The sequence below is a fragment of the Enterobacter cloacae complex sp. P38RS genome (assembly GCF_014930775.1).
Lineage (GTDB): Bacteria > Pseudomonadota > Gammaproteobacteria > Enterobacterales > Enterobacteriaceae > Enterobacter > Enterobacter bugandensis.
Genome location: NZ_JADBRS010000013.1, coordinates 140,543 through 164,182, shown reverse-complemented (window position 1 = coordinate 164,182; position 23,640 = coordinate 140,543). Strand labels below are relative to the sequence as shown.

Sequence of the window (23,640 nt, the reverse complement as noted above, 5' to 3'; positions counted from 1 at the left end):
GAAGAAATCTACAGACAGACACTTCCAATTCTCGCCACTTTTCAGACTATTTTTGTTTAAATAAGTTTCTTGCCAACGGGATAGAGACTGCACTTAAGGATAAACTCAGTTAAACTGCGCCGCCGCTGGGCCAATATGGCGTATCAGATATAAACGAGGTGAATGATGAAGGACACAATGATAGAAGCGAGAATGGCTGAGCTGGAAAGCCGCCTGGCTTTTCAGGACATCACCATCGAAGAGCTTAACCAGACCGTGACCGCGCACGAACTCGAAATGGCGAAACTGCGGGATCATATGCGCCTGCTGACGGAAAAGCTGAAGGCGACGCAGCCGTCAAATATTGCCTCTCAGTCGGAAGAGACGCCACCACCTCATTATTGAGGCGTAAAAAAAGCGGGATTATCCCGCTTTTTTATTTTCCGCATGACGGAATTAGTGGCAACCGCAGCCGCCGTTGCCGCAACCACCTTTACCGTGGCCGTGGTCATGACCATGGTCGTGGCCGTGACCACCGCAGCAGCCGTCGTGGCCGTGATCGTGATCATGGTCGTGACCATGCGCACCGTGAACGTGGCCATGGGCCAGCTCTTCTTCGGTCGCTTCACGGATCGCAACAACTTCTACGTTGAACTTCAGGTTCTGGCCAGCCAGCATGTGGTTGCCGTCAACCACGACGTGGTCGTCTTCAACTTCAGTGATTTCAACAGGAACCGGACCCTGGTCAGTTTCAGCCAGGAAGCGCATGCCAACCTGCAGCTCGTCAACGCCCATGAACACGTCTTTAGGAACGCGCTGAACCAGGTTGTCGTCATACTGACCGTAAGCGTCGTTCGCGCCTACAGCAACGTCGAATTTATCGCCAACTTCATGACCTTCCAGCGCAGTTTCCAGGCCGGAAATCAGGGAACCGTGACCATGCAGGTAGTCCAGCGGCGCACTCACCGGAGACTCATCAACCAACACACCGTCTTCTGTACGTACCTGATAGGCCAGGCTGACCACCAGGTCTTTTGCTACTTTCATGATATCTCCTGAGCGTGGGAAAATTGCTGGCGCAGATTGTAGCGGAAATCTGCACCCGTGTACCCTTAAGCTTAAAAAAACTCAGAGCATATCGCTAGTCTGGATGAAAAATGCCGATCACTTGCTCTTCTTTGCGAACGTGATCGCGTGCTTCTTTGTCCGCCTCACGCATCTGGTGACCGCACTTAACGCACTCAACTATATCAATATTATTTTCGCGCCACATGGCCAGCGTATCTTGAGCCTGGCAAGACGGGCACTTTGCACCCGCGATAAAGCGTTTACGTACAGCCATCTTTCGTTACCTTTTATTCAAATTCATCCCAGCCGTCGAGCTGGCGTCGTTCCTGTTGCATCTCTCGCTGAAAAATCTCCTCCAGCTCGCGACGCGCTTCCCGCACGCGGGAGATCTGCGCCGTATCGCTATGTACCGGCATTAATTCGCGCAGCATGCGCATATCCAGCCGGCGGAAGTGCATCTGGGCGCGCTGCGCCTGGTGAGGATGCATGCCAAGCGAGATCAGCGCCTTGCGCCCCAGCTCCAGCGCACTGGAGAACGTCTCACGGGAGAAGTGTTTCACACCTGCCTGCAACAATTCGTGAGCTTCAACACGCCCCCGGGCACGCGCCAGAATATTCAGGTGCGGGAAATGCTGCTGGCAAAGATCCACCAGCTTCATCGTGTCTTCCGGGTCGTTACAGGTAATCACGATGGACTCTGCCGCTTCTGCCCCGGCCGAGCGCAGAAGCTCAAGCTGAGTGGCATCGCCGTAATAGACCTTGTAGCCATATTTGCGCATCAGGTTGACCGCGCTGATATCGCGCTCCAGCACCGTAATGCGCATTTTGTTCGCCATCAACAGGCGGCCAATCACCTGCCCGAAGCGGCCGAAGCCCACGACGATCACCTGCGGCTTATCGTCTTCTACCCACGGCGCTTCATCTTCATCGTCTGCCGGATTCAGGCGGCGCGACAGGAGTTTATCCACCATCTTCATCAGCAGAGGCGTGGTCATCATCGACAGCGTTACCGTCACCAGCAGCAGCGCCATCTGGTCATCTTTAAACAGCTTCTGGGAGGAGGCGGTGGAGAACAGCACAAACGCAAACTCGCCCCCCTGGCTCAACACGCTGGCAAACTGCATGCGTTCAGAACTGCGCAACCCGTAGATACGTGCCATGACGTACAGCACCAGCATTTTCACCGCCACCAGGATCGCAACACTCACCGCAACCCAGAGCAAATGGGTATAAAGCACGCCAAGATTGAGCGCCATTCCCACCGAAATAAAGAACAGGCCTAACAGCAGCCCTTTGAAGGGATCGATGGCAATTTCCAGTTCGTGCCGATATTCACTCTCCGCCAGCAGCACGCCGGCAATAAAGGTGCCCAGCGCCATCGACAGCCCCAGCGCGTCCATAAACAGCGCCGAGCCGAGCACCAGCAGCAGCGTCGCGGCGGTAAACACCTCGCGCACGCCCGAGGCGGCAATAAAGCGGAACACCGGACGTAACAGGAAACGTCCGCCAATCAGCATGCCCGCAAAGGCCAGCACCTTCATAGAAATTTTTGCCCAGTCGAAGTGATCGTCGCCCGAGCCCGCCAGCAGCGGCACCAGCGCCAGCGCCGGGATCACCGCTAAATCCTGGAACAGCAGCACCGAAAAGCCCAGCTGTCCGGCCTCATTGCGGTTCATCCCCTTGTCGCGCATCAGCTGCAGCGCCATCGCCGTCGACGACATTGCGAGACCAATCCCGCCAATCACCGCCGCCTGCCAGGAAAAGTTGGTCAGCATTAACAGGCCAGCCAGAATCGCGGCGCTAAACAGCACCTGCGCGGCGCCCACGCCAAAGATAGAGCGTCGAAGCTGCCACAGCTTCGAGGGGTTCAGTTCGAGGCCGATGATGAACATCAGGAACACCACGCCGAGCTCCGAGAAGTGGAGAATTTCATCCACGTCGCTGATGAAACCCAGTCCCCATGGGCCAATGGCGATCCCCGCGAGCAAATACCCCAGCACCGCCCCGATGCCGATACGGGCGGCAAGCGGCACCGCGACGACGGCGGCAAATAAAAACAGCACCCCGGCGAGGAGTAAATTCGATCCTTCCATTAACGACCTCCTGCCGGAATAGGTGATGCCAGCCATTCACCGTAGGCTCTGGCGTGGCTTGCCAGCGATTTCGGGTCCTGACGCCGCGCCCAGTAAACAATAATCGGGCTCATCCAGTGCATGCGGCACATGGCCGCCGTCAGCTCGAACGGCCTCAGGATGTCGCTCATGGGGTAGCGGTTCAGCCCGTCGTGACGGTAAGCGCTTTCGGGTTCACCGGTGGTGATCACACTGCGCCAGTACTTTCCCGCCAGCTGGTTGCCCCCCACCCCGCTGGAAAAGCCCCGGCTCAGCACGCGGTCCAGCCACTCTTTCAGCAGCGCCGGACAGCTGTAGGTATAAAGCGGATGCTGGAACACAATCACGTCGTGCTGACGCAGCAGTTCCTGCTCGTAAGGAATATCGATAAAGAAATCAGGATAGTGCGCGTAGAGATCGTGCACCGTGACGTTACTGAGCTGTGTGGCCGGCTTAAGCAGCACCCGGTTCGCCACCGAGTCCTGAGATTCCGGATGGGCATACAGCAGCAGCACTTTCGCTGTCTGAGACATCACTCCCCTCCCGGTTCTGTTTTTGTGTATTGTTGTCGTTTTGGGCTACCATGGCGGCCCGGTGGGGAAAATGGCCCACACCTTACATTATCATAATGACAAATTAACATAGTCGGAACATACGGCGCTTCTATGATTGTTTTCTCCTCGTTACAAATTCGTCGCGGCGTGCGCGTCCTGCTGGATAACGCCACTGCTACCATCAACCCGGGCCAGAAAGTGGGTCTGGTCGGCAAAAACGGCTGCGGTAAATCCACCCTGCTGGCGCTGCTGAAAAACGAGATTAGCGCGGATGGTGGTAACTTTACCTTCCCGGGGAACTGGCAGCTCGCGTGGGTAAACCAGGAGACGCCTGCCCTGAGCGAACCGGCGCTCGACTATGTTATCGACGGAGATCGCGAGTACCGTAAGCTCGAAGCGGAACTCAACGCGGCCAACGAGCGCAACGACGGTCACGCCATCGCTACCGTTCACGGCAAGCTGGACGCCATCGACGCGTGGACCATTCGCTCCCGCGCCTCCAGCCTGCTGCACGGCCTGGGCTTTAGCAATGAACAGCTTGAACGCCCGGTAAGCGACTTCTCCGGCGGCTGGCGCATGCGCCTCAACCTGGCGCAGGCGCTGATCTGCCGCTCAGACCTGCTCCTGCTCGATGAACCGACCAACCACCTCGATCTCGATGCGGTTATTTGGCTGGAGAAGTGGCTCAAGAGCTATCAGGGCACTCTGATTCTCATCTCCCACGACCGCGACTTCCTCGACCCGGTGGTGGATAAAATCATTCATATCGAACAGCAAACCATGTTCGAGTACACCGGCAACTACAGCTCCTTCGAGCGCCAGCGCGCGACGCGCCTTGCTCAGCAGCAGTCGATGTATGAAAGCCAACAGCAGCGCGTGGCGCATCTGCAGAGCTTCGTGGATCGCTTCAAAGCTAAAGCGTCAAAAGCCAAGCAGGCCCAGAGCCGCATCAAGATGCTGGAACGCATGGAGATGATTGCCCCGGCACACGTGGATAACCCGTTCCACTTCAGCTTCCGCGCGCCGGAAAGCCTGCCGAACCCGCTTCTGAAGATGGAAAAGGTCAGCGCGGGTTATGGGGATCGCATCATCCTCGACTCTATCAAGCTTAACCTGGTGCCGGGTTCGCGCATTGGCCTGCTGGGGCGCAACGGCGCCGGTAAATCAACATTAATTAAGCTGCTCGCGGGCGAGCTTAACCCAACCAGCGGTGAAATCGGCCTGGCGAAGGGCATTAAGCTTGGCTATTTCGCCCAGCATCAGCTGGAATTTTTACGCGCGGATGAATCCCCGATTCAGCATCTGGCGCGTCTTGCGCCGCAGGAAATGGAGCAGAAGCTGCGCGACTACCTCGGCGGCTTCGGCTTCCAGGGCGATAAGGTGACCGAAAACACCGAGCGTTTCTCGGGCGGCGAAAAAGCCCGTCTGGTGCTGGCGCTGATCGTCTGGCAGAAACCCAACCTGCTGCTGCTCGATGAACCGACCAACCACCTGGATCTCGACATGCGTCAGGCGCTGACCGAAGCGCTGATTGAGTTCGAAGGCGCACTGGTTGTCGTGTCGCACGATCGCCACCTGATCCGCTCCACCACCGACGATCTCTACCTGGTACACGGCGGCAAAGTCGAACCGTTCGACGGCGATCTTGAAGACTACCAGCAGTGGCTGACGGACGTACAAAAGCAGGAAAACCAGCCGGAAGAGTCAGCGAAAGACAACGTCAACAGCGCACAGTCGCGTAAAGACCAGAAGCGCCGCGAAGCGGAACTGCGCACCCAGACCCAGCCGCTGCGTAAAGAGATTGCCCGTCTTGAAAAAGAGATGGAAAAGCTCAACGCCATCCTTGCCGCCGTCGAAGAGAAGCTGGGCGACAGCGACCTGTACGATCAGAGCCGTAAAGCGGAGCTAACGGATTGTCTACAAACGCAGGCGAAAGCTAAATCCAGCCTCGAAGAGTGCGAAATGGCATGGCTGGACGCGCAGGAACAGCTGGAAGCGATGCTGCAGGCAGACTGAATTTTTACCCCGTTGTGCGAACGGAATCTATCTCTGGTTCGGAAATCCAGGCTAAACGGGGTACAATTCGGAAGGTATAGTGAATTTCTGACAAGAATCAGCATCGTCCTTATGACCCAAATCATTCCATCAGACTTCGACATTACAGCCGAAGACAGCACCGAGTTCGTGCCCATGCGCGGCGTGACCAACTGCCATTTGCAGACCATGCTGCCGCGGCTGATCCGCCGCAAGGTCCAGTTCACTCCGCACTGGCAACGGCTCGATCTGCCGGACGGTGATTTTCTGGATCTCGCCTGGAGCGAAGCGCCGGAACAGGCTCTTCATAAGCCGCGTCTGGTGGTTTTTCACGGTTTAGAAGGCAGCCTGCACAGTCCGTATGCGCATGGGTTAATTGAGGCCGCCAAAGCGCGCGGCTGGCTCGGCGTGGTGATGCATTTTCGCGGCTGTAGCGGCGAGCCGAATCGTCAGAAACGCATTTATCACTCGGGTGAAACCGAAGATGGCACGTGGTTTCTGCACTGGCTGCGGGAAAATTATGGCGCCGCGCCAACGGCCGCCGTGGGCTACTCGCTGGGCGGTAATATGCTCGCCTGTCTGCTGGCCAAAGAGGGCGAAAGCGTACCGCTGAATGCGGCAGTGATTGTCTCCGCACCGTTTATGCTGGAGCAGTGCAGCTACCACATGGAAAAAGGCTTTTCTCGCGTCTATCAGCGCTATCTGCTCAACCTGCTGAAAGCCAACGCGGCGCGAAAGCTGAAGGCCTATCCGGATACCCTGCCGGTAAGCCTGCGCCAGCTGAAAAAGGTTCGCTGCATCCGCGAATTCGACGATCTGATCACCGCCAAAATTCACGGCTTCGCCGATGCTATCGACTATTACCGACAGTGCAGCGCCATGCCGCTGCTCAGCAAAATCACGCAGCCGACGCTGATCATTCACGCCAAAGATGACCCGTTCATGGATCATCACTCTATTCCCGCGCAGGAATTCCTGCCTGACAACGTTCACTACCAGCTGACCGAACATGGTGGCCACGTGGGGTTCATCGGCGGCACGCTGCGCAGGCCGAAAATGTGGCTGGAAGCGCGCATTCCTGACTGGCTGACTCCTTATCTGGATGGTGCAAAATGATCATTCCCTGGCAGGATCTGGCTCCCGAAACGCTCGATAATCTGATTGAAAGCTTTGTATTACGCGAAGGCACCGATTATGGTGAACATGAGCGTTCGCTTGAGCAAAAGGTCAACGATGTAAAACGCCAGCTGAAAAGCGGCGACGTGGTGCTGGTGTGGTCAGAACTGCATGAGACGGTCAATATCATGCCCCGCAACGCGTTTCACGGCTGATCTTCCAACCTTTTCCGTCAGGGAGTTGCTATGTCTGCCAGACATCCCATTATTGCCGTTACGGGGTCGAGTGGTGCGGGAACCACCACCACCAGCCTCGCTTTTCGCAAGATTTTCGCCCAGCTGAATCTCCGTTCGGCGGAGGTCGAAGGCGACAGCTTTCACCGCTATACGCGGCCTGAGATGGACATGGCGATCCGCAAGGCACGCGATCTGGGTAAACACATCAGCTACTTTGGCCCGGAAGCCAATGATTTCGGCCTGCTGGAGCAAACCTTCCGCGAATACGGTCAGAGCGGTACCGGGCAGTCCCGTAAGTATCTGCACACCTACGACGAAGCCGTACCCTGGAATCAGGTGCCGGGCACCTTTACCCCCTGGCAACCGCTGCCGGAACCCACCGACGTGCTGTTTTATGAAGGATTGCACGGCGGCGTTGTCACACCTCAGCACGACGTGGCGCGCCATGTGGATCTGCTGGTCGGGGTGGTGCCGATCGTTAACCTGGAGTGGATCCAGAAGCTGACGCGCGACATGAGCGAGCGCGGCCATTCGCGCGAGGCGGTAATGGACTCGGTGGTGCGCTCCATGGAAGATTACATCAACTATCTCACGCCGCAGTTCTCCCGCACGCACATTAACTTCCAGCGCGTGCCGACGGTGGACACTTCCAATCCGTTCGCGGCGAAAAGCATCCCGTCGTTGGATGAGAGCTTTGTGGTGATCCACTTCCGCAATCTTGAAGGCATTGATTACCCCTGGCTGCTGGCGATGCTGCAGGGCTCGTTTATTTCCCACATGAATACGTTAGTGGTTCCCGGTGGAAAAATGGGGCTGGCAATGGAGCTGATCATGACGCCGCTGGTGGAGCGACTGATGGAAGGGAAGCAGATCGCGTGAACATGTTCCCTCTCCCCGTGGGAGAGGGTTAGGGTGAGGGCATCAACACGCACGATGCCCCAATAATTAGGCCTCGATCACTTCATACGAATGGGTGATTTTTACCGCTTTCTCCAGCATTAACGCCACAGAGCAGTATTTCTCCGCAGAGAGATCCACCGCACGTGAGACCGCCGCGTCTTTCAGTTCTTTCCCGGTGACGACAAAGTGCAGATTAATGTGGGTGAACAGACGTGGCGCCTCTTCGCGACGTTCTGAGGTGAGTTTAACCTCGCAATCCGTCACGTCATGACGGCCTTTTTGCAGAATCGACACCACGTCAATCGCGCTGCATCCGCCTGCCGCCATCAGCACCATTTCCATTGGGCTTGGCGCTTTATCGCCGGAGTTACCATCCATCAAAATTTGGTGTCCTGATGCGGACTCGCCCAGGAACGTTAAACCTTCAACCCACTTCACGCGCGCTTGCATATTCATTAACTCCAACGTTGCATTTTTGGTGACAGATTACGCGTGCGTTACATTTCTCGCAATGGAAGGCGACCTGCATCATGCTGAAGCGAGACACCAGGAGACACGCGGCGAAAGCTATGCTAAAACACTCAGGATGCTACAGTAATACATTGACGTTACACATGTATGCAGAGGACATCAAACTTTACTGGCTGCGAAACGTTACGACAGCCGACTTCCCAGGGTATGGGTAAGAATTCGATTGCAACCCCAGAGTCCGGATGCATCTGATGACTCTGGTGACAGCTTATAACAGAGGATAACAGCGCATGGTGCTTGGCAAACCGCAAACAGACCCGACTCTCGAATGGTTCTTGTCTCATTGCCACATTCATAAGTACCCATCGAAGAGCACGCTGATTCACCAGGGTGAAAAAGCGGAAACGTTGTATTACATCGTCAAAGGCTCGGTGGCAGTGCTGATCAAAGATGAGGAAGGCAAAGAGATGATCCTTTCCTATCTGAACCAGGGCGATTTTATCGGTGAACTGGGCCTGTTTGAAGAAGGCCAGGAACGTAGCGCCTGGGTTCGTGCAAAGACAGCATGTGAAGTGGCTGAAATTTCTTATAAGAAATTCCGTCAGTTGATTCAGGTAAACCCTGACATCCTGATGCGTCTTTCTTCCCAGATGGCGCGCCGTCTGCAGGTGACGTCAGAGAAAGTGGGTAACCTCGCCTTCCTGGACGTGACTGGCCGCATTGCGCAGACTCTGCTGAACCTGGCGAAACAGCCAGACGCGATGACCCACCCGGACGGCATGCAAATTAAAATTACCCGTCAGGAAATCGGTCAGATCGTCGGTTGCTCCCGCGAAACGGTGGGCCGTATTCTGAAAATGCTGGAAGATCAAAACCTGATCTCCGCCCACGGTAAAACCATCGTGGTTTACGGAACCCGTTAATCCTGCCTAAACGGCGTGCCATCGCGAGGTGTCACGCCGTTTTTGTCTCTATTCCCCATGTGGCGCAGGCTGATCTATCACCCGGAAGTTAACTACGCACTACGACAAACGCTGGTGCTGTGTCTTCCCGTGGCCGTGGGCCTGATCCTGGGACATCTTCAGCAGGGCCTGCTGTTTTCTCTCGTCCCCGCCTGCTGCAACATTGCCGGTCTGGACACGCCCCATAAACGCTTTTTCAAACGTCTGATAATTGGCGGCTCGCTGTTTGCTGGCTGTAGCCTCGCGGTGCAGCTTCTGCTGGCTCGTGATATTCCCCTGCCGCTGATCCTGACCGTGCTGGCGATGACCCTCGGCGTCACCGCCGAAATCAGCTCGCTCCATGCCCGGCTGCTTCCCGCGTCACTCATTGCGGCCATCTTCACCCTGAGCCTCGCCGGTAATATGCCCGTGTGGGAGCCGCTGCTGATCTACGCCCTCGGCACGCTGTGGTACGGGCTGTTTAACTGGTTCTGGTTCTGGCTGTGGCGGGAGCAGCCGCTGCGCGAATCTCTGAGCCTGCTCTACGTGCAGCTTGCGGATTACTGTGAAGCCAAATACACCCTGCTCACCCAGCATACGGATCCGGAAAAATCCTTACCGCCATTGCTGACGCGCCAGCAAAAGGTGGTAGACCTGATAAGCCAGTGCTATCAGCAGCTGCATATGCTCGCCGCCAACAAGAACCACGAATATAAACGGCTGTTGCGCACCTTCCAGGTGGGGCTGGATCTTCAGGAGCATATCTCCGTTAGCCTTCACCACCCGCAGGAGGTGCAAAAGCTGGTTGAGCGCAGCCATGCCGAAGCGGTGATCCGCTGGAACGCACAAACCGTCTCCGCGCGCCTGCGGGTGCTGGCCGATGATATTCTCTACCACCGCTACCCCACGCGCTTTAACATGGACAAACAGCTCGGCGCGCTGGAGAAAATCGCCCGTCAGCACCCGGATAACCCGGTCGGCCAGTTTGCCGCCTGGCACTTCAGCCGCATCGCCCGCGTGCTGCGCACCCAGCGCCCGCTTTATTCCCGTGACCTGATGGCGGATAAACAGAAACGTCTGCCGCTGCTGCCGGCGCTGAGAAGCTACCTGTCTCTGAAATCTTCCGCTCTGCGCAACGCTGCAAGGATTAGCGTCATGCTCAGTATCGCCAGCCTGATGGGCATGGCGCTCCACCTGCCGAAACCGTACTGGATCTTAATGACCGTGCTGTTTGTTACCCAGAACGGCTATGGCGCCACGCGGGTGCGCATTCTGCACCGGGCAGGCGGCACGATGGCGGGGCTGATTATTGCGGGCGTGACGCTGCATTTTCACGTGCCCGAGGGCTATACCCTGGCGGGCATGCTGGCGATCACCCTGGTAAGCTATCTAATCATTCGCAAAAACTACGGCTGGGCGATGGTGGGCTTTACGGTGACGGCGGTATATACCCTTCAGCTGCTGACGCTTAACGGCGAACAGTTTATTGTCGCCAGGCTGATTGATACCCTGATCGGCTGCCTGATTGCCTTTGGCGGCATGGTCTGGCTGTGGCCGCAGTGGCAGAGCGGGCTGCTGAGGCAGAACGCCCACGACGCGCTGGAGGCTGATCAGCAGGCCATTCGTCTGATCCTGAGCGACGATCCGCAGCCCTCCCCGCTGGCGTATCAGCGGATGAAGGTCAACCAGGCGCACAACGCCCTGTTTAACTCGCTCAACCAGGCGATGCAGGAGCCGGGCTTTAACTCACACTATCTTGCCGATATGAAGCTGTGGGTCACGCACAGCCAGTTTATCGTTGAGCACATCAATGCCATGACCACGCTGGCGCGCGAGCACACCATGCTGACGCCGGATCTGGCGCAGCGCTATTTGCAGTCGTGTGAAATTGCGTTGCAGCGGTGTCAGCAGCGTCTGGAGTATGACGCGCCGGGTGAGTCGGGGGATTCGAACATTCTGGAGGCACCGGAGACGCTGACCCACGGGCCGATGAGCACCCTGGAGCAGCATTTGCAGCGCGTGCTGGGACATCTGAACACCATGCACACCATTTCGTCGGTGGCATGGCGTCAGCGCCCGCATCACGGCATTTGGTTAACGCGGCGGTTAAAGCGAACCGAGTATTAGTCTTTTACGATCTTCTCGACCGCCGCGGCAAAGCGGGTTAACCCGTCGTCAATATCTTTCTCTTCCACCACCAGCGAAGGCGCAAAGCGCATCACGTCAGGCCCGGCATTTAGCACCATCACCCCTTCGTGGGCGGCTGCGTGCAGGAAATCGCGCGCGCGGCCTTTGTACTGCGGCTTAAGCTCCGCACCAATCAGCAGCCCCATGCCGCGGATCTCGCTGAAGACGTCGTACTTATTGTTAATCTGCTGGAGATGCTGCACAAACAGCTCGCGCTTCGCGCTAACGCCGTTCAGCACCTCTGGCGTGTTGATGATGTCGAACGCGGCACCCGCCACGGCGCTCGCCAGCGGGTTACCGCCGTAGGTCGAGCCGTGAGACCCGACGTGGAACGCAGAGGCAATCTCCTGCGTCGTCAGTACCGCACTCACCGGAAAACCGCCGCCGAGCGCTTTGGCGCTGGTCAGAATATCCGGCGTGACGCCGTAGTGCATGTAGGCAAACAGCTCTCCGGTACGCCCCATCCCGCACTGCACTTCATCAAACACCAGTAGCGCCTGATGTTCGTCGCACAGTTCGCGCAGCCCTTTCAGGAATTCCGGGGTTGCCGCGGTCACGCCGCCTTCGCCCTGAATCGGCTCCACCACCACCGCGCAGGTGTGGTCGTCCATCACCGCTTTCACCGCGTGCAGATCGTTAAACGGCACGTGGATAATGTCGGCTGGTTTCGGACCAAAGCCGTCGGAATACTTCGGCTGGCCGCCAACGGAGACGGTAAAGAAAGAGCGTCCGTGGAAGGCGTTATGGAAGGCGATGATTTTAGTTTTGTACGGGCTGTGGCGCGTGGTGGCGTAGTAGCGCGCCAGCTTAAAGGCGGTTTCGTTGGCCTCGGTGCCGGAGTTCATAAACAGCACGCGCTCGGCAAACGTGGCATCAATGATCTTGCGGCCCAGGCGCAGCGCAGGTTCGTTGGTGAACACGTTGCTGGTGTGCCACAGGGTTTCGCCCTGGGTTTTCAGCGCGTCCACCAGCGCAGGATGGCAGTGGCCCAGCGCCGTGACCGCAATACCGCCCGCGAAATCCACATACTCTTTGCCCTGCTGATCCCAGACGCGGCTGCCTTTCCCCTTCACCGGGATAAACTCAGCCGGTGCATAAATCGGCAGAATCACTTCATCGAATGTCGCGCGAGTAATTGCTGGTTGTTCAGTTGCCATGTCATGCCCATCCATTTTATGTCACATTCATTGTGAAAATATAATCACAAAATATGCATAAAAACTCACAACAAGGCAACAGATATTCAGCGATTGAGGAAATTTGCCAGCAGTGCGTGCCCCTGCTCGCTGAGGATACTTTCAGGGTGGAACTGGACGCCTTCAAGATCCCACTCGCGGTGGTGAATCCCCATGATCTCCTGCGTATCGCTCCAGGCGGTCACGTCAAAGCAGTCGGGCAGCGTCGGTGGGTCAATCACCAGCGAATGGTAGCGCGTCACGGTTAGCGGGTTATTCAGCCCTGTGAATACGCCCGTGCCGGTGTGGGTGACCGGCGAGGTTTTGCCGTGCATCACTTTCGCGGCACGGACGATGGTAGCCCCAAATACCTGGGCAATCGCCTGATGACCGAGACAGACGCCAAGGATCGGCAGCCTGCCGGCATAGTGGTGAATAACGTCCAGAGAAATGCCCGATTCCGACGGCGTACACGGCCCCGGCGAAATGACAATTTTCTGCGGAGCCAGCGTCTCAATATCAGACAGGCTGAGTTCGTCGTTGCGGCGGACAACCACCTCTGCACCCAGTTCACAAAAATACTGGTAAAGGTTCCAGGTGAAGGAATCGTAGTTATCAATCAGCAGAATCATGGCGGCTCCCGAAAAAAATGCCGCCCTATTTTACTCAGATTCCCGCGCTTCGCTCACTACTTTGGCAAAGATAGCGCTCAGCGCGGTCAAATCGCCCGTGGCCCCGCTTCGGTTCGCCGCCACCCACTGCTCGGGATCAATATCCCGCCAGTCCAGCGCGTAATTCGCGTGGATGGCCAGCTGCTCAAAGAAGACGCGCTGAGCAATGCCATTACCGCGCATAAAGGGATGCAGCATGTTGATTTCACAGTAGTAATGGCTCACTTTTTCAACAAACGCCGCTTTTTCAAGACCCACAAGATACTTATCACTTTCCAGCGCTGCCATCAGTTCGTTACCCATCGTCTCGATGTACTCAAAATGGCAGAAGGGAATGTCACCCTTAAAAATATCGTCGGTACGGAATTCGCCTGCCTGCTTCATCTCTCTGTGATACAGATGGCGATGAATGAGGCACAGATGCGGTAGCCCGGGCGCTGAGGGCCCAAGCTCCAGCGTCTCAATGCCGGGCTCTGAAGGACCATTACCTTTTTCAAGGAGACAACTGGCCTGAAAATTGACGTTACGCTGTTGCTCCCAGAGACGGGATTTTTGCTTATCGGTGAGTTTTTTCACTTAACGCCTCCCTGAATAGTCCGTGTGCCACAAGTATAAGCAGCAAAACGCGCTTTCGCAGGGAGGGCTGAAAGACACGGGCAGGATATGCCCGTGTGGGAGAACGATTACGGCAGCACTTTCGCGGAGAGAATCACCACTGGCTTAGACGGTACATTCTGGTATGGACCGACATCGTGGGTCTGAACCTGAGAGATTTTGTCCGCCACGTCCATCCCTTTCACAATTTTACCGAAGACCGCATAGCCGAAGTCGCGCTGGCCGTGGTCGAGGAAAGCGTTATCCGCCACGTTGAGGAAGAACTGGCTGGTGGCGCTGTCTTTATCCGCCGTGCGCGCCATGGAGATGGTGCCGCGCTTGTTCAGCAGGCCGTTGTCCGCTTCGTTTTTGATGGGTGGGTTAGGCTGTTTCTGCTGCATCTGCTCGTTGAAGCCGCCGCCCTGAATCATGAAGCCAGGGATCACGCGGTGGAAGGTGGTGTTGTTATAGAAACCACTGTTCACATAGTCGAGGAAGTTTTTCACAGAAACCGGAGCTTTCTGGCTATTTAGTTCCAGCTCAATGTTCCCGGCAGAGGTGGTCAGCAGAACGTGAGGGTCCCCTTTGGCTGCCAGCGCAGCAGGGGAAACGGCAGAAAGAGCAAACACAGCTGCGACAGCCGCCAGTGTTGATTTGAGCATGAGAATTCCTTAACAAAGCGCAGTATAAAAAGCGAATGGCTTGATTCTAAAGAGCAGTATGAACCCAGACCAGTCTTTTACCTAATTTTACGAAATTGAAACAATTATTACTGCGCAAACGATTGGTTATACCGCCATTTAGTGTGACTTAGATCACACTAAAACCTGCAATGGCATATTCATTTCCCTTAAAAGATAGGAATAGATCACTTTAGCGACTAAAATCTGCCCGCTCTCAGCGCCCTCCCGGCGCTTTTCTTTTTCTGAACAGGCCAGACATGACTAACAGCAATCGCATCAAGCTCACATGGATAAGCTTCTTCTCCTACGCCCTGACCGGCGCGTTGGTGATCGTCACCGGGATGGTGATGGGAAATATCGCAGACTACTTCCAGCTGCCCGTTTCCAGCATGAGTAACACCTTCACCTTCCTCAACGCGGGGATCCTGATCTCAATCTTCCTGAATGCCTGGCTGATGGAAATCGTCCCGCTGAAAACCCAGCTGCGCTTCGGCTTCGTGCTGATGGTTGCCGCCGTGGCGGGCCTGATGTTGAGCCACAGCATCGCCCTGTTCTCCGCCGCCATGTTCGTGCTGGGCCTTGTCAGCGGGATCACGATGTCGATCGGTACGTTCCTTATTACGCACATGTATGAAGGCCGCCAGCGCGGCGCGCGCCTGCTGTTTACCGACTCCTTCTTCAGCATGGCCGGGATGATTTTCCCGATGGTCGCCGCGTATCTGCTCGCGCGCAGCATTGAATGGTACTGGGTATACGCCTGTATCGGTCTGGTCTATGTCGCGATCTTCATTCTGACCTTCGGCTGTGACTTCCCGGTGCTGGGCAAAAAAGCGCAGACCACCTCAGAGCCGGTGGCGAAGGAAAAATGGGGTATCGGCGTGCTGTTCCTCTCCATTGCCGCCCTGTGCTACATCCTCGGTCAGTTGGGCTTTATCTCGTGGGTACCTGAATACGCCAAAGGTCTGGGCATGAGCCTGAACGATGCGGGCAAACTGGTGAGCGATTTCTGGATGTCTTACATGTTCGGCATGTGGGCCTTTAGCTTCATCCTGCGCTTCTTCGACCTGCAACGTATTCTGACCGTCCTGGCGGGTCTGGCGACCGTGCTGATGTATCTGTTCATCAACGGTGCCCCGGAGCATATGCCATGGTTCATCCTGACCCTGGGCTTCTTCTCCAGCGCTATTTACACCTCAATCATCACCCTGGGCTCCCTGCAGACCAAAGTGGCTTCGCCAAAGCTGGTGAACTTCGTGCTGACCTGCGGCACCATCGGCACCATGCTGACCTTCGTGGTCACGGGCCCGATTGTGGCGCACAGCGGCCCGCTGGCCGCGCTGCACACCGCTAACGGTCTGTATGCCGTGGTGTTTATCATGTGTTTCATTCTGGGCTTCGTGACCCGTCACCGCCAGCACAATACGGCAACGGCTACCCACTAATCGTCAAAATCCCTTTGCGTTCTGCAAAGGGGTTTTACCCTGCTTACACGCTCTGACTGCCGATTCGTAAAAAACCCCTCAAATTTGTGCGAAAAACAAGCAAGCACAAAAATCAAACAATATCCGTTACTTATAAAAAACCTGACAAATCATAGATATACCCACTAAGGGGTAGGTGAAGGCGTATTTGATTTGCATCAATAAGTGCCCCTGCTGAATCGTTAAGGTAGGCAGTAATAGAAAAGAAATCGAGGCAAAAATGAGCAAAGTCAGACTCGCTATCATCGGTAACGGCATGGTCGGCCACCGCTTTATTGAGGATCTTCTCGATAAAGCCGATGCTGACCAGTTCGATATTACCGTGTTCTGTGAAGAACCCCGCAAGGCGTACGACCGTGTGCACTTGTCTTCCTACTTCTCTCACCATACCGCCGAAGAGCTCTCTCTGGTGCGCGAAGGTTTCTACGAGAAGCATGGCGTAAAAGTGCTGGTGGGCGAACGCGCTATCACCATCAACCGTCAGGAGAAAGTGATCCACTCCAGCGCCGGGCGTACGGTTTTTTACGATAAGCTGATCATGGCGACTGGCTCGTATCCGTGGATCCCGCCGATTAAAGGGTCGGAAACCCAGGATTGCTTCGTTTACCGTACCATTGAAGACCTCAACGCCATTGAATCCTGCGCTCGTCGAAGCAAACGCGGTGCGGTTGTTGGCGGTGGCCTGCTGGGCCTGGAAGCGGCAGGCGCGCTGAAAAACCTCGGCGTTGAAACCCACGTTATCGAATTTGCCCCGATGCTGATGGCGGAACAGCTGGACCACATGGGTGGCGACCAGCTGCGTCGTAAAATCGAAAGCATGGGTGTGAAGGTTCACACCAGCAAGAACACCAAAGAGATCGTGCAGGAAGGCACAGAGGCGCGTAAAACCATGCGCTTTGCCGACGGCAGCGAGCTGGAAGTGGACTTCATCGTCTTCTCCACCGGTATTCGTCCGCGCGACAAGCTCGCCACGCAGTGCGGCCTGGCCGTAGCCCAGCGCGGCGGGATCATGATTAACGATACCTGCCAGACCTCCGATCCGGATATCTACGCCATTGGCGAGTGCGCCAGCTGGAATAACCGGGTATACGGTCTGGTGGCACCAGGATACAAAATGGCGCAGGTCGCCGTGGACCATATCCTCGGCAGCGAAAACGCCTTCACCGGCGCAGACATGAGCGCCAAGCTGAAGCTGCTGGGCGTGGACGTAGGCGGTATCGGCGATGCGCATGGCCGCACCCCGAACTCCCGCAGCTATGTCTATCTGGACGAAAGCAAAGAGGTCTACAAACGCCTTATCGTCAGCCAGGACAACAAAACCCTGCTCGGTGCGGTGCTGGTGGGCGATACCAGCGACTTCGGTAACCTGCTCCAGCTGGTGCTGAACGCCATTGAGCTGCCGGAAAACCCGGACGCGCTGATCCTGCCGGCGCACGCCTCCAGCGGTAAACCCTCTATCGGCGTGGATAAACTGCCGGACAGCGCGCAGATTTGCTCCTGCTTCGACGTCACCAAAGGCATGCTGATCTCCGCCATCAACAAAGGCTGCCACACCGTTGCGGCGCTGAAGGCCGAAACCAAAGCCGGTACCGGCTGCGGCGGCTGTATTCCACTGGTGACTCAGGTGCTGAACGCTGAACTGGCGAAACAGGGCATCGAAGTGAACAACAACCTGTGCGAGCACTTCGCTTACTCTCGCCAGGAGCTGTACCATCTGATCCGCGTGGAAGGCATCAAGTCCTTCGACGAACTGCTGGAGAAACACGGCCAGGGTTACGGTTGTGAAGTGTGTAAACCGACCGTCGGCTCCCTGCTGGCGTCCTGCTGGAATGAGTACGTGCTCAAACCAGAACACACGCCGCTGCAGGACACCAACGATAACTTCCTGGCGAACATCCAGAAAGACGGTACTTACTCCGTCATTCCGCGTTCCGCCGGTGGCGAAATCACCCCAGAAGGGCTGGTCGCCGTGGGCCGTATCGCCCGTGAGTTTAATCTGTACACCAAAATCACCGGTTCCCAGCGTATCGGCCTGTTTGGCGCGCAGAAGGATGATCTGCCGGAAATCTGGCGTCAGTTGATTGAAGCGGGCTTCGAAACCGGTCACGCGTATGCCAAAGCGCTGCGTATGGCGAAAACCTGCGTGGGCAGCACCTGGTGCCGCTACGGCGTGGGCGACAGCGTGGGATTCGGCGTCGAGCTGGAAAACCGCTACAAAGGCATCCGTACCCCGCACAAAATGAAGTTCGGCGTCTCCGGCTGTACCCGTGAATGTGCGGAAGCGCAGGGTAAAGACGTAGGGATCATCGCCACCGAGAAAGGCTGGAACCTGTACGTGTGCGGCAATGGCGGGATGAAACCACGCCACGCGGACCTGCTGGCGGCGGATCTCGATCGCGACACGCTGATCAAGTATCTCGACCGCTTCATGATGTTCTACATTCGTACCGCCGATAAGCTGACCCGTACCGCGTCCTGGCTGGATAATCTCGAAGGCGGTATCGACTACCTGAAGTCGGTCATCATTGATGACAAGCTGGGTCTGAACGAACAGCTTGAGTCCGAGATGGCTCGCCTGCGCGAGGCGGTGATCTGCGAGTGGACCGAAACCGTCAACACCCCGGCGGCGCAGACGCGTTTCAAACACTTTATCAACAGCACCCAGCGCGACCCGAACGTGCAGGTGGTGCCGGAGCGCGAACAGCATCGTCCTGCAACCCCGTATGAACGCATTCCGGTGATGCTGGTGGAGGAAAACGCATGAGCCAGTGGGTAAACATCTGCAACATTAACGACATTCTGCCAGCAACCGGCGTCTGTGCTTTGCTGGGTAACGAGCAGGTAGCTATTTTCCGCCCTCGCCACGATGAACAGGTCTTTGCCATCAGCAATATCGATCCGTTCTTTGAGGCCAGCGTGCTCTCCCGCGGTCTGATTGCTGAACACCAGGGTGAGCTGTGGGTCGCCAGCCCGCTGAAAAAGCAGCGTTTCCGCTTAACCGACGGGCACTGCATGGAAGATGAAAGCTTCTCCGTGAAGCACTACGACGCCCGCGTGAAGGACGGCAGGGTGCAGCTCAAAGCGTAACCCTCCGCTTTTCCAATAGGAAAGGCTTATGACCCCTTATGGGTAACGGCAGGAAAAACCGTATGTTCTGTACGATTCCTGCTGTTATCCTGACGTCAATTCTTACCCCCTCCTTGAATGCTGTGAGGTAACGTCGTGGACCACCTGCCGATTTTCTGTCAATTACGCCATCGCGACTGCCTGCTTGTAGGCGGCGGCGATGTGGCTGAACGTAAAGCGCGCCTGTTGCTGGATGCTGGAGCCCGACTGACCGTCAATGCCCTCACCTTCGCTCCGCAGTTTGACGTCTGGGCTCAGGAAGGGATGCTCACGCTGGTGCAGGGGGAGTTTGATGAGTCCCTGCTGGATACCTGCTGGCTGACGATTGCCGCGACGGATGACGATGAAGTGAACCAGCGCGTCAGCGACGCCTGCGAAGCGCGCCGGATCTTCTGCAACGTGGTGGATGCGCCGAAAGAGGCCAGCTTTATCATGCCGTCGATTATCGACCGTTCACCGCTGATGATCGCGGTGTCTTCCGGCGGCCGCTCGCCCGTACTTGCCCGCCTGCTGCGGGAAAAACTGGAAGCTATTTTGCCGCAGCATCTCGGCCAGATAGCCCACTACGCCGGGCAGCTTCGCTCCCGCGTGAAGCAAACCTTCTCAACCGTGGGTGAGCGTCGTCGCTTCTGGGAGAAATTTTTCGTTAACGACAGGCTGGCGCAGTCGCTGGCGAATCAGGACGCGAAAGCGGTTGAAGAGACGACCGAGCAGTTGCTGAGCGAGCCACTGGATCACCGTGGTGAAGTGGTGCTGGTCGGGGCTGGTCCGGGAGATGCGGGTTTACTGACCCTGAAAGGGCTCCAGCAGATCCAGCAGGCGGATATCGTGGTGTATGACCGCCTGGTCTCCGATGACATCATGAACCTGGTGCGCCGCGACGCCGACCGCGTCTTCGTCGGTAAACGGGCAGGCTACCACTGCGTGCCGCAGGAGGAGATTAATCAGATCCTGCTGCGTGAAGCGCAAAAGGGAAAACGAGTGGTGCGCCTCAAGGGCGGCGATCCGTTTATCTTTGGCCGCGGCGGCGAGGAGCTGGAAACCCTGTGCAATGCAAGCATTCCGTTCTCCGTGGTGCCGGGCATAACGGCGGCGTCCGGCTGTTCAGCCTACTCAGGCATTCCGTTGACCCATCGCGACTACGCTCAAAGCGTGCGTCTGGTCACGGGCCACCTGAAAACCGGCAGCGAGCTGGACTGGCATAACCTGGCCGCTGAAAAGCAGACGCTGGTGTTCTACATGGGGCTGAACCAGGCCGCCACTATCCAGGCGAAACTGCTGGAACACGGCATGGAGGCTGATATGCCCGTTGCGCTGGTGGAAAACGGGACGTCAATCAAGCAGCGCGTGGTGAATGGCGCGCTGACGCAGCTCGGTGAGCTGGCGCAGCAGGTCGAAAGCCCGGCGCTGATTGTGGTGGGTCGCGTGGTTGAACTGCGCGATAAGCTGAACTGGTTCTCGAATCACTAACGCATATTCTCCCTCCTTCGAGTAGTCCTTAAGCGGACTACTCCCTTCATACCTCAGTCGATAACATACCGCCCGCATAATGGAACTTTTCCATTTATTCCCTCGTGTTACATCCAATTTAAGATTTTTAGACAAGGAATGCGTATGTTCAAGCTGGCAAAAGCCGCCGTTCTGGTTGGCCTGTTACCGACTCTGACCGCCTGCACCGGTCACGTTCAAAATACTAAAAATAACTGCAGCTACGATTACCTGCTGCACCCGGCGATCTCCATTTCGAAGATCATCGGCGGTTGCGGCCCGGCGGCACAGCAGTAAGCGTTTTTCAGGCGTAAAAAAACCGGGAATTTCCCGGTTTTTTTATTGAGTCCGTATTTGTCGGGTGGCGGCTTAAGGTTTCGCCACAAACCCAATCGCCTCGTACACCGCTTTCAGGGTTTCGGACGCGCGCGCGCTGGCTTTTTCCGCGCCGTCTTTCATCACCTTCTGCAGGAAGGCTTCGTCGTTACGGTAGCGGTTGTAGCGCTCCTGCAGCTCGGTCAGCATGCCGGAAACGGCCTCTGCCACTTCACCCTTCAGGTGGCCGTACATCTTGCCTTCGAAGTGTTTTTCCAGCTCGGGAATGCTCTGGCCGGTCACGCCGGAGAGAATGTCCAGCAGGTTGGAGACGCCCGCTTTGTTCTGCACGTCGTAGCGCACCACAGGCGGCTCGTCGGAGTCGGTGACCGCGCGCTTGAGCTTTTTCACCACCGATTTCGGATCTTCCAGCAGGCCGATAACGTTGTTGCGGTTATCGTCAGACTTGGACATCTTCTTGGTTGGCTCCAGCAGCGACATCACGCGCGCGCCGGATTTCGGAATAAACGGCTCTGGCACTTTGAATACGTCGCCGTAAAGCGCGTTAAAGCGCTGGGCGATATCACGGCTCAGCTCCAGGTGCTGCTTCTGGTCTTCACCCACCGGCACCTGGTTGGTCTGGTACAACAGGATATCGGCCGCCATCAGCACCGGATAGTCGAACAGGCCAGCGTTGATGTTTTCAGAGTAGCGGGCAGACTTATCCTTGAACTGGGTCATGCGGCTCAGCTCGCCGAAATAAGTATAGCAGTTCAGCGCCCAGCCCAGTTGCGCATGCTCCGGCACGTGAGACTGAACGAAAATGGTGCTCTTTTCAGGATCGATACCGCAGGCCAGATAGAGGGCCAGGGTGTCCAGGGTGGCTTTGCGCAGCTTCTCAGGATCCTGACGCGCGGTGATAGCATGCAAATCTACGATGCAGTAAATGCAATGGTAGTCATCCTGCATGCTGACCCACTGACGCAACGCACCCATGTAGTTACCAATGGTCAATTCACCTGAAGGCTGTGCGCCACTAAAAACGATGGGCTTAGTCATTATTCAATTCCTGATGTTCACTGTGCGAAAGCCCGAGTGCGGGCAACAAATCTTTGAAGTGGTCGAACACAACATCCGGCTCACTCAGCGTAATGGCCTCACCGTAGTTGTAGCCATAGGTTAAACCGACGGAAGGACACCCCGCCGCTCGGGCAGCCAGAATATCATTACGCGAATCCCCGACAAAGAGCAGCTCCGCAGGCGTTAAGGATAATTTTCCTGCCACCAGCAACAGCGGCTCCGGATGCGGCTTTTTGTTCTGCACGTCATCCCCGCCTACAATCACGGAGAAATATTTCGCGATATTGAGCGTTTCCAGCAGCGGCGCAACAAACGGCGTCGGCTTGTTGGTCACCAGTCCCAGCGGGATGCCTTTTGCGTGCAGCGCGCTCAGGGTTTCCTGGACGTCCGGGAAAAGGAAGCTCCCCTCCTCGACGGCCTCTTCGTAGAAGCGATCGAACAGCTTGCGCAGAATACGCAGCTGCTCATCCTGAGGGATATCGGCGTGATCGACGCTTGGTTTCCCCTGCGCGGAACGCTGCGACGCGCGTTCCTGACGAGCCCACGTCAGCGCGCGCTCCATCAGGACATCGGCACCGTTGCCAATCCACGTAATCACACGATCTTCGCCCGCAACGGGCAGTTCCAGTGCATACAGCGCCTGATCGACGGCGCTCGTTAAGCCCGGCGCGCTGTCCACCAGCGTGCCGTCGAGGTCGAATGCCACACCCCGAATTGCCTGCAATTTATCCATGACTTACCTTCGCCAGCTCGCGGCGCATTTCATCAATGACTTTTTTGTAATCCGGTTGGTCGAAAATTGCCGAACCTGCAACGAACATATCCGCGCCCGCTGCCGCAATTTCGCCAATATTATTCACTTTCACACCGCCGTCCACTTCCAGACGAATATCATAGCCAGACTCGTCAATGCGACGGCGCACTTCGCGCAGCTTATCCAGCGTGTGAGGGATGAACGACTGGCCGCCAAAGCCCGGGTTAACGGACATCAGCAAAATCACGTCCAGCTTGTCCATCACGTAATCGAGATAGCTCAACGGTGTTGCCGGGTTAAACACCAGCCCCGCCTTACAGCCGTTCTCTTTGATCAGCTGCAGCGTGCGGTCAACGTGCTCGGAGGCTTCCGGATGGAAAGTGATAATGCTGGCGCCCGCTGCGGCGAAGTCAGGCACGATGCGGTCGACAGGCTTCACCATCAGGTGAACGTCGATCGGTGCGGTAATGCCGTAGTTACGCAGGGCCTTGAGCACCATCGGACCGATGGTCAGATTGGGAACGTAGTGGTTATCCATAACGTCGAAATGGACGACATCTGCGCCAGCTGCGAGCGCTTCCGCCGTGTCTTCACCCAGGCGGGCAAAATCGGCCGACAGAATTGAGGGGGCAATCAAAAACTGTTTCATCCGCATCTCCTTGAAATGTGTTTACCG

Annotated in this window: 24 protein-coding genes; 12 read left to right on the top strand and 12 right to left on the bottom strand. The window is 56.5% G+C overall.

Going from position 1 to position 23,640, the window contains the following annotated elements; all coding sequences use genetic code 11:
* The first annotated feature begins 165 nt into the window (after window positions 1-165).
* The gene (locus IM303_RS15765) at window positions 166-384 is read left to right on the top strand and encodes a protein SlyX (RefSeq protein ID WP_028014642.1); all 219 of its coding nucleotides are present in this window, start codon (window positions 166-168) and stop codon (window positions 382-384) included.
* 51 nt (window positions 385-435) lie between these two features.
* Here IM303_RS15765 and slyD read toward each other — a convergent pair whose 3' ends face one another.
* From slyD to kefG, 4 genes are all read right to left on the bottom strand, one after another.
* Window positions 436-1,026 (bottom strand): peptidylprolyl isomerase, encoded by a 591-nt coding sequence (gene slyD, locus IM303_RS15760; protein WP_003861691.1) that lies wholly within the window; start codon window positions 1,024-1,026, stop codon window positions 436-438.
* A gap of 94 nt (window positions 1,027-1,120) precedes the next feature.
* Entirely contained in the window at window positions 1,121-1,321 is a 201-nt protein-coding gene (locus tag IM303_RS15755; protein WP_003861689.1) for a YheV family putative zinc ribbon protein, read from the bottom strand.
* Window positions 1,322-1,334: 13 nt separating this feature from the next.
* Window positions 1,335-3,140, bottom strand: coding sequence for a glutathione-regulated potassium-efflux system protein KefB (kefB, locus tag IM303_RS15750; RefSeq protein ID WP_048998960.1), 1,806 nt, complete (start codon window positions 3,138-3,140; stop codon window positions 1,335-1,337).
* A complete protein-coding gene (gene kefG / locus IM303_RS15745) occupies window positions 3,140-3,691 on the bottom strand; it encodes a glutathione-regulated potassium-efflux system ancillary protein KefG (protein WP_048998961.1) in 552 nt (183 codons plus the stop codon). The genes kefB and kefG overlap by 1 nt, the downstream gene beginning before the upstream one ends.
* Window positions 3,692-3,823: 132 nt before the next feature.
* Between kefG and IM303_RS15740 the strand changes: the two genes are divergently transcribed.
* From IM303_RS15740 to IM303_RS15725, 4 genes are all read left to right on the top strand, one after another.
* Window positions 3,824-5,728: an ABC transporter ATP-binding protein gene (locus IM303_RS15740; RefSeq protein ID WP_048998963.1), complete on the top strand. Its 1,905-nt coding sequence runs from the start codon at window positions 3,824-3,826 to the stop codon at window positions 5,726-5,728.
* Between the two features lie 111 nt (window positions 5,729-5,839).
* A complete protein-coding gene (locus IM303_RS15735) occupies window positions 5,840-6,862 on the top strand; it encodes a hydrolase (protein ID WP_048998964.1) in 1,023 nt (340 codons plus the stop codon).
* Window positions 6,859-7,077, top strand: coding sequence for a YheU family protein (locus IM303_RS15730; RefSeq protein ID WP_013099053.1), 219 nt, complete (start codon window positions 6,859-6,861; stop codon window positions 7,075-7,077). The genes IM303_RS15735 and IM303_RS15730 overlap by 4 nt, the downstream gene beginning before the upstream one ends.
* A 30-nt stretch (window positions 7,078-7,107) precedes the next feature.
* The gene (locus tag IM303_RS15725; protein ID WP_028014646.1) at window positions 7,108-7,977 is read left to right on the top strand and encodes a phosphoribulokinase; all 870 of its coding nucleotides are present in this window, start codon (window positions 7,108-7,110) and stop codon (window positions 7,975-7,977) included.
* A 66-nt stretch (window positions 7,978-8,043) separates the two neighbouring features.
* Here IM303_RS15725 and IM303_RS15720 read toward each other — a convergent pair whose 3' ends face one another.
* The gene (locus tag IM303_RS15720) at window positions 8,044-8,448 is read right to left on the bottom strand and encodes an OsmC family protein (protein ID WP_008503018.1); all 405 of its coding nucleotides are present in this window, start codon (window positions 8,446-8,448) and stop codon (window positions 8,044-8,046) included.
* 311 nt (window positions 8,449-8,759) lie between these two features.
* On the opposite strand from IM303_RS15720, the gene crp reads away from it, so the two are divergent.
* Both crp and IM303_RS15710 read left to right on the top strand, forming a co-directional pair.
* A complete protein-coding gene (gene crp / locus IM303_RS15715) occupies window positions 8,760-9,392 on the top strand; it encodes a cAMP-activated global transcriptional regulator CRP (protein WP_000242758.1) in 633 nt (210 codons plus the stop codon).
* 57 nt (window positions 9,393-9,449) lie between these two features.
* Window positions 9,450-11,537 (top strand): YccS/YhfK family putative transporter, encoded by a 2,088-nt coding sequence (locus IM303_RS15710; RefSeq protein WP_045630318.1) that lies wholly within the window; start codon window positions 9,450-9,452, stop codon window positions 11,535-11,537.
* On the opposite strand, the gene IM303_RS15705 is transcribed toward IM303_RS15710, so the two are convergent.
* From IM303_RS15705 to ppiA, 4 genes are all read right to left on the bottom strand, one after another.
* Complete coding sequence (locus IM303_RS15705) at window positions 11,534-12,754, bottom strand: aspartate aminotransferase family protein (protein ID WP_192831205.1); 1,221 nt, start codon at window positions 12,752-12,754, stop codon at window positions 11,534-11,536. The genes IM303_RS15710 and IM303_RS15705 overlap by 4 nt on opposite strands.
* 86 nt (window positions 12,755-12,840) lie before the next feature.
* Complete coding sequence (gene pabA / locus IM303_RS15700) at window positions 12,841-13,404, bottom strand: aminodeoxychorismate synthase component 2 (RefSeq protein ID WP_048998968.1); 564 nt, start codon at window positions 13,402-13,404, stop codon at window positions 12,841-12,843.
* A gap of 30 nt (window positions 13,405-13,434) precedes the next feature.
* Window positions 13,435-14,019 (bottom strand): putative adenosine monophosphate-protein transferase Fic, encoded by a 585-nt coding sequence (locus tag IM303_RS15695; RefSeq protein ID WP_028014650.1) that lies wholly within the window; start codon window positions 14,017-14,019, stop codon window positions 13,435-13,437.
* Window positions 14,020-14,126: 107 nt separating this feature from the next.
* Complete coding sequence (ppiA, locus tag IM303_RS15690; RefSeq protein ID WP_032644556.1) at window positions 14,127-14,699, bottom strand: peptidylprolyl isomerase A; 573 nt, start codon at window positions 14,697-14,699, stop codon at window positions 14,127-14,129.
* A gap of 278 nt (window positions 14,700-14,977) precedes the next feature.
* Between ppiA and tsgA the strand changes: the two genes are divergently transcribed.
* The 5 genes from tsgA to IM303_RS15665 all read left to right on the top strand — a co-directional run bounded on the left by tsgA (window position 14,978) and on the right by IM303_RS15665 (window position 21,112).
* Window positions 14,978-16,162: an MFS transporter TsgA gene (tsgA, locus tag IM303_RS15685; RefSeq protein ID WP_045259345.1), complete on the top strand. Its 1,185-nt coding sequence runs from the start codon at window positions 14,978-14,980 to the stop codon at window positions 16,160-16,162.
* A 259-nt stretch (window positions 16,163-16,421) separates the two neighbouring features.
* Entirely contained in the window at window positions 16,422-18,965 is a 2,544-nt protein-coding gene (gene nirB / locus IM303_RS15680) for a nitrite reductase large subunit NirB (protein ID WP_041911927.1), read from the top strand.
* A complete protein-coding gene (gene nirD, locus IM303_RS15675) occupies window positions 18,962-19,288 on the top strand; it encodes a nitrite reductase small subunit NirD (RefSeq protein WP_100171219.1) in 327 nt (108 codons plus the stop codon). The genes nirB and nirD overlap by 4 nt, the downstream gene beginning before the upstream one ends.
* Before the next feature lie 135 nt (window positions 19,289-19,423).
* Entirely contained in the window at window positions 19,424-20,797 is a 1,374-nt protein-coding gene (gene cysG / locus IM303_RS15670) for a siroheme synthase CysG (protein WP_100171218.1), read from the top strand.
* A 144-nt stretch (window positions 20,798-20,941) separates the two neighbouring features.
* Window positions 20,942-21,112, top strand: coding sequence for a YhfL family protein (locus IM303_RS15665; RefSeq protein ID WP_100171217.1), 171 nt, complete (start codon window positions 20,942-20,944; stop codon window positions 21,110-21,112).
* A gap of 72 nt (window positions 21,113-21,184) precedes the next feature.
* Here the strand turns inward: IM303_RS15665 and trpS are convergent, their stop codons facing one another.
* The 3 genes from trpS to rpe are packed head-to-tail and all read right to left on the bottom strand — an operon-like array spanning window position 21,185 to window position 23,613.
* Window positions 21,185-22,189, bottom strand: a complete 1,005-nt coding sequence (gene trpS, locus IM303_RS15660; protein ID WP_028014657.1) for a tryptophan--tRNA ligase — start codon at window positions 22,187-22,189, stop codon at window positions 21,185-21,187.
* A complete protein-coding gene (gene gph / locus IM303_RS15655; protein ID WP_100171216.1) occupies window positions 22,182-22,943 on the bottom strand; it encodes a phosphoglycolate phosphatase in 762 nt (253 codons plus the stop codon). The genes trpS and gph overlap by 8 nt, the downstream gene beginning before the upstream one ends.
* Window positions 22,936-23,613: a ribulose-phosphate 3-epimerase gene (gene rpe, locus IM303_RS15650; RefSeq protein ID WP_023333698.1), complete on the bottom strand. Its 678-nt coding sequence runs from the start codon at window positions 23,611-23,613 to the stop codon at window positions 22,936-22,938. The genes gph and rpe overlap by 8 nt, the downstream gene beginning before the upstream one ends.
* Window positions 23,614-23,640 lie beyond the last annotated feature (27 nt).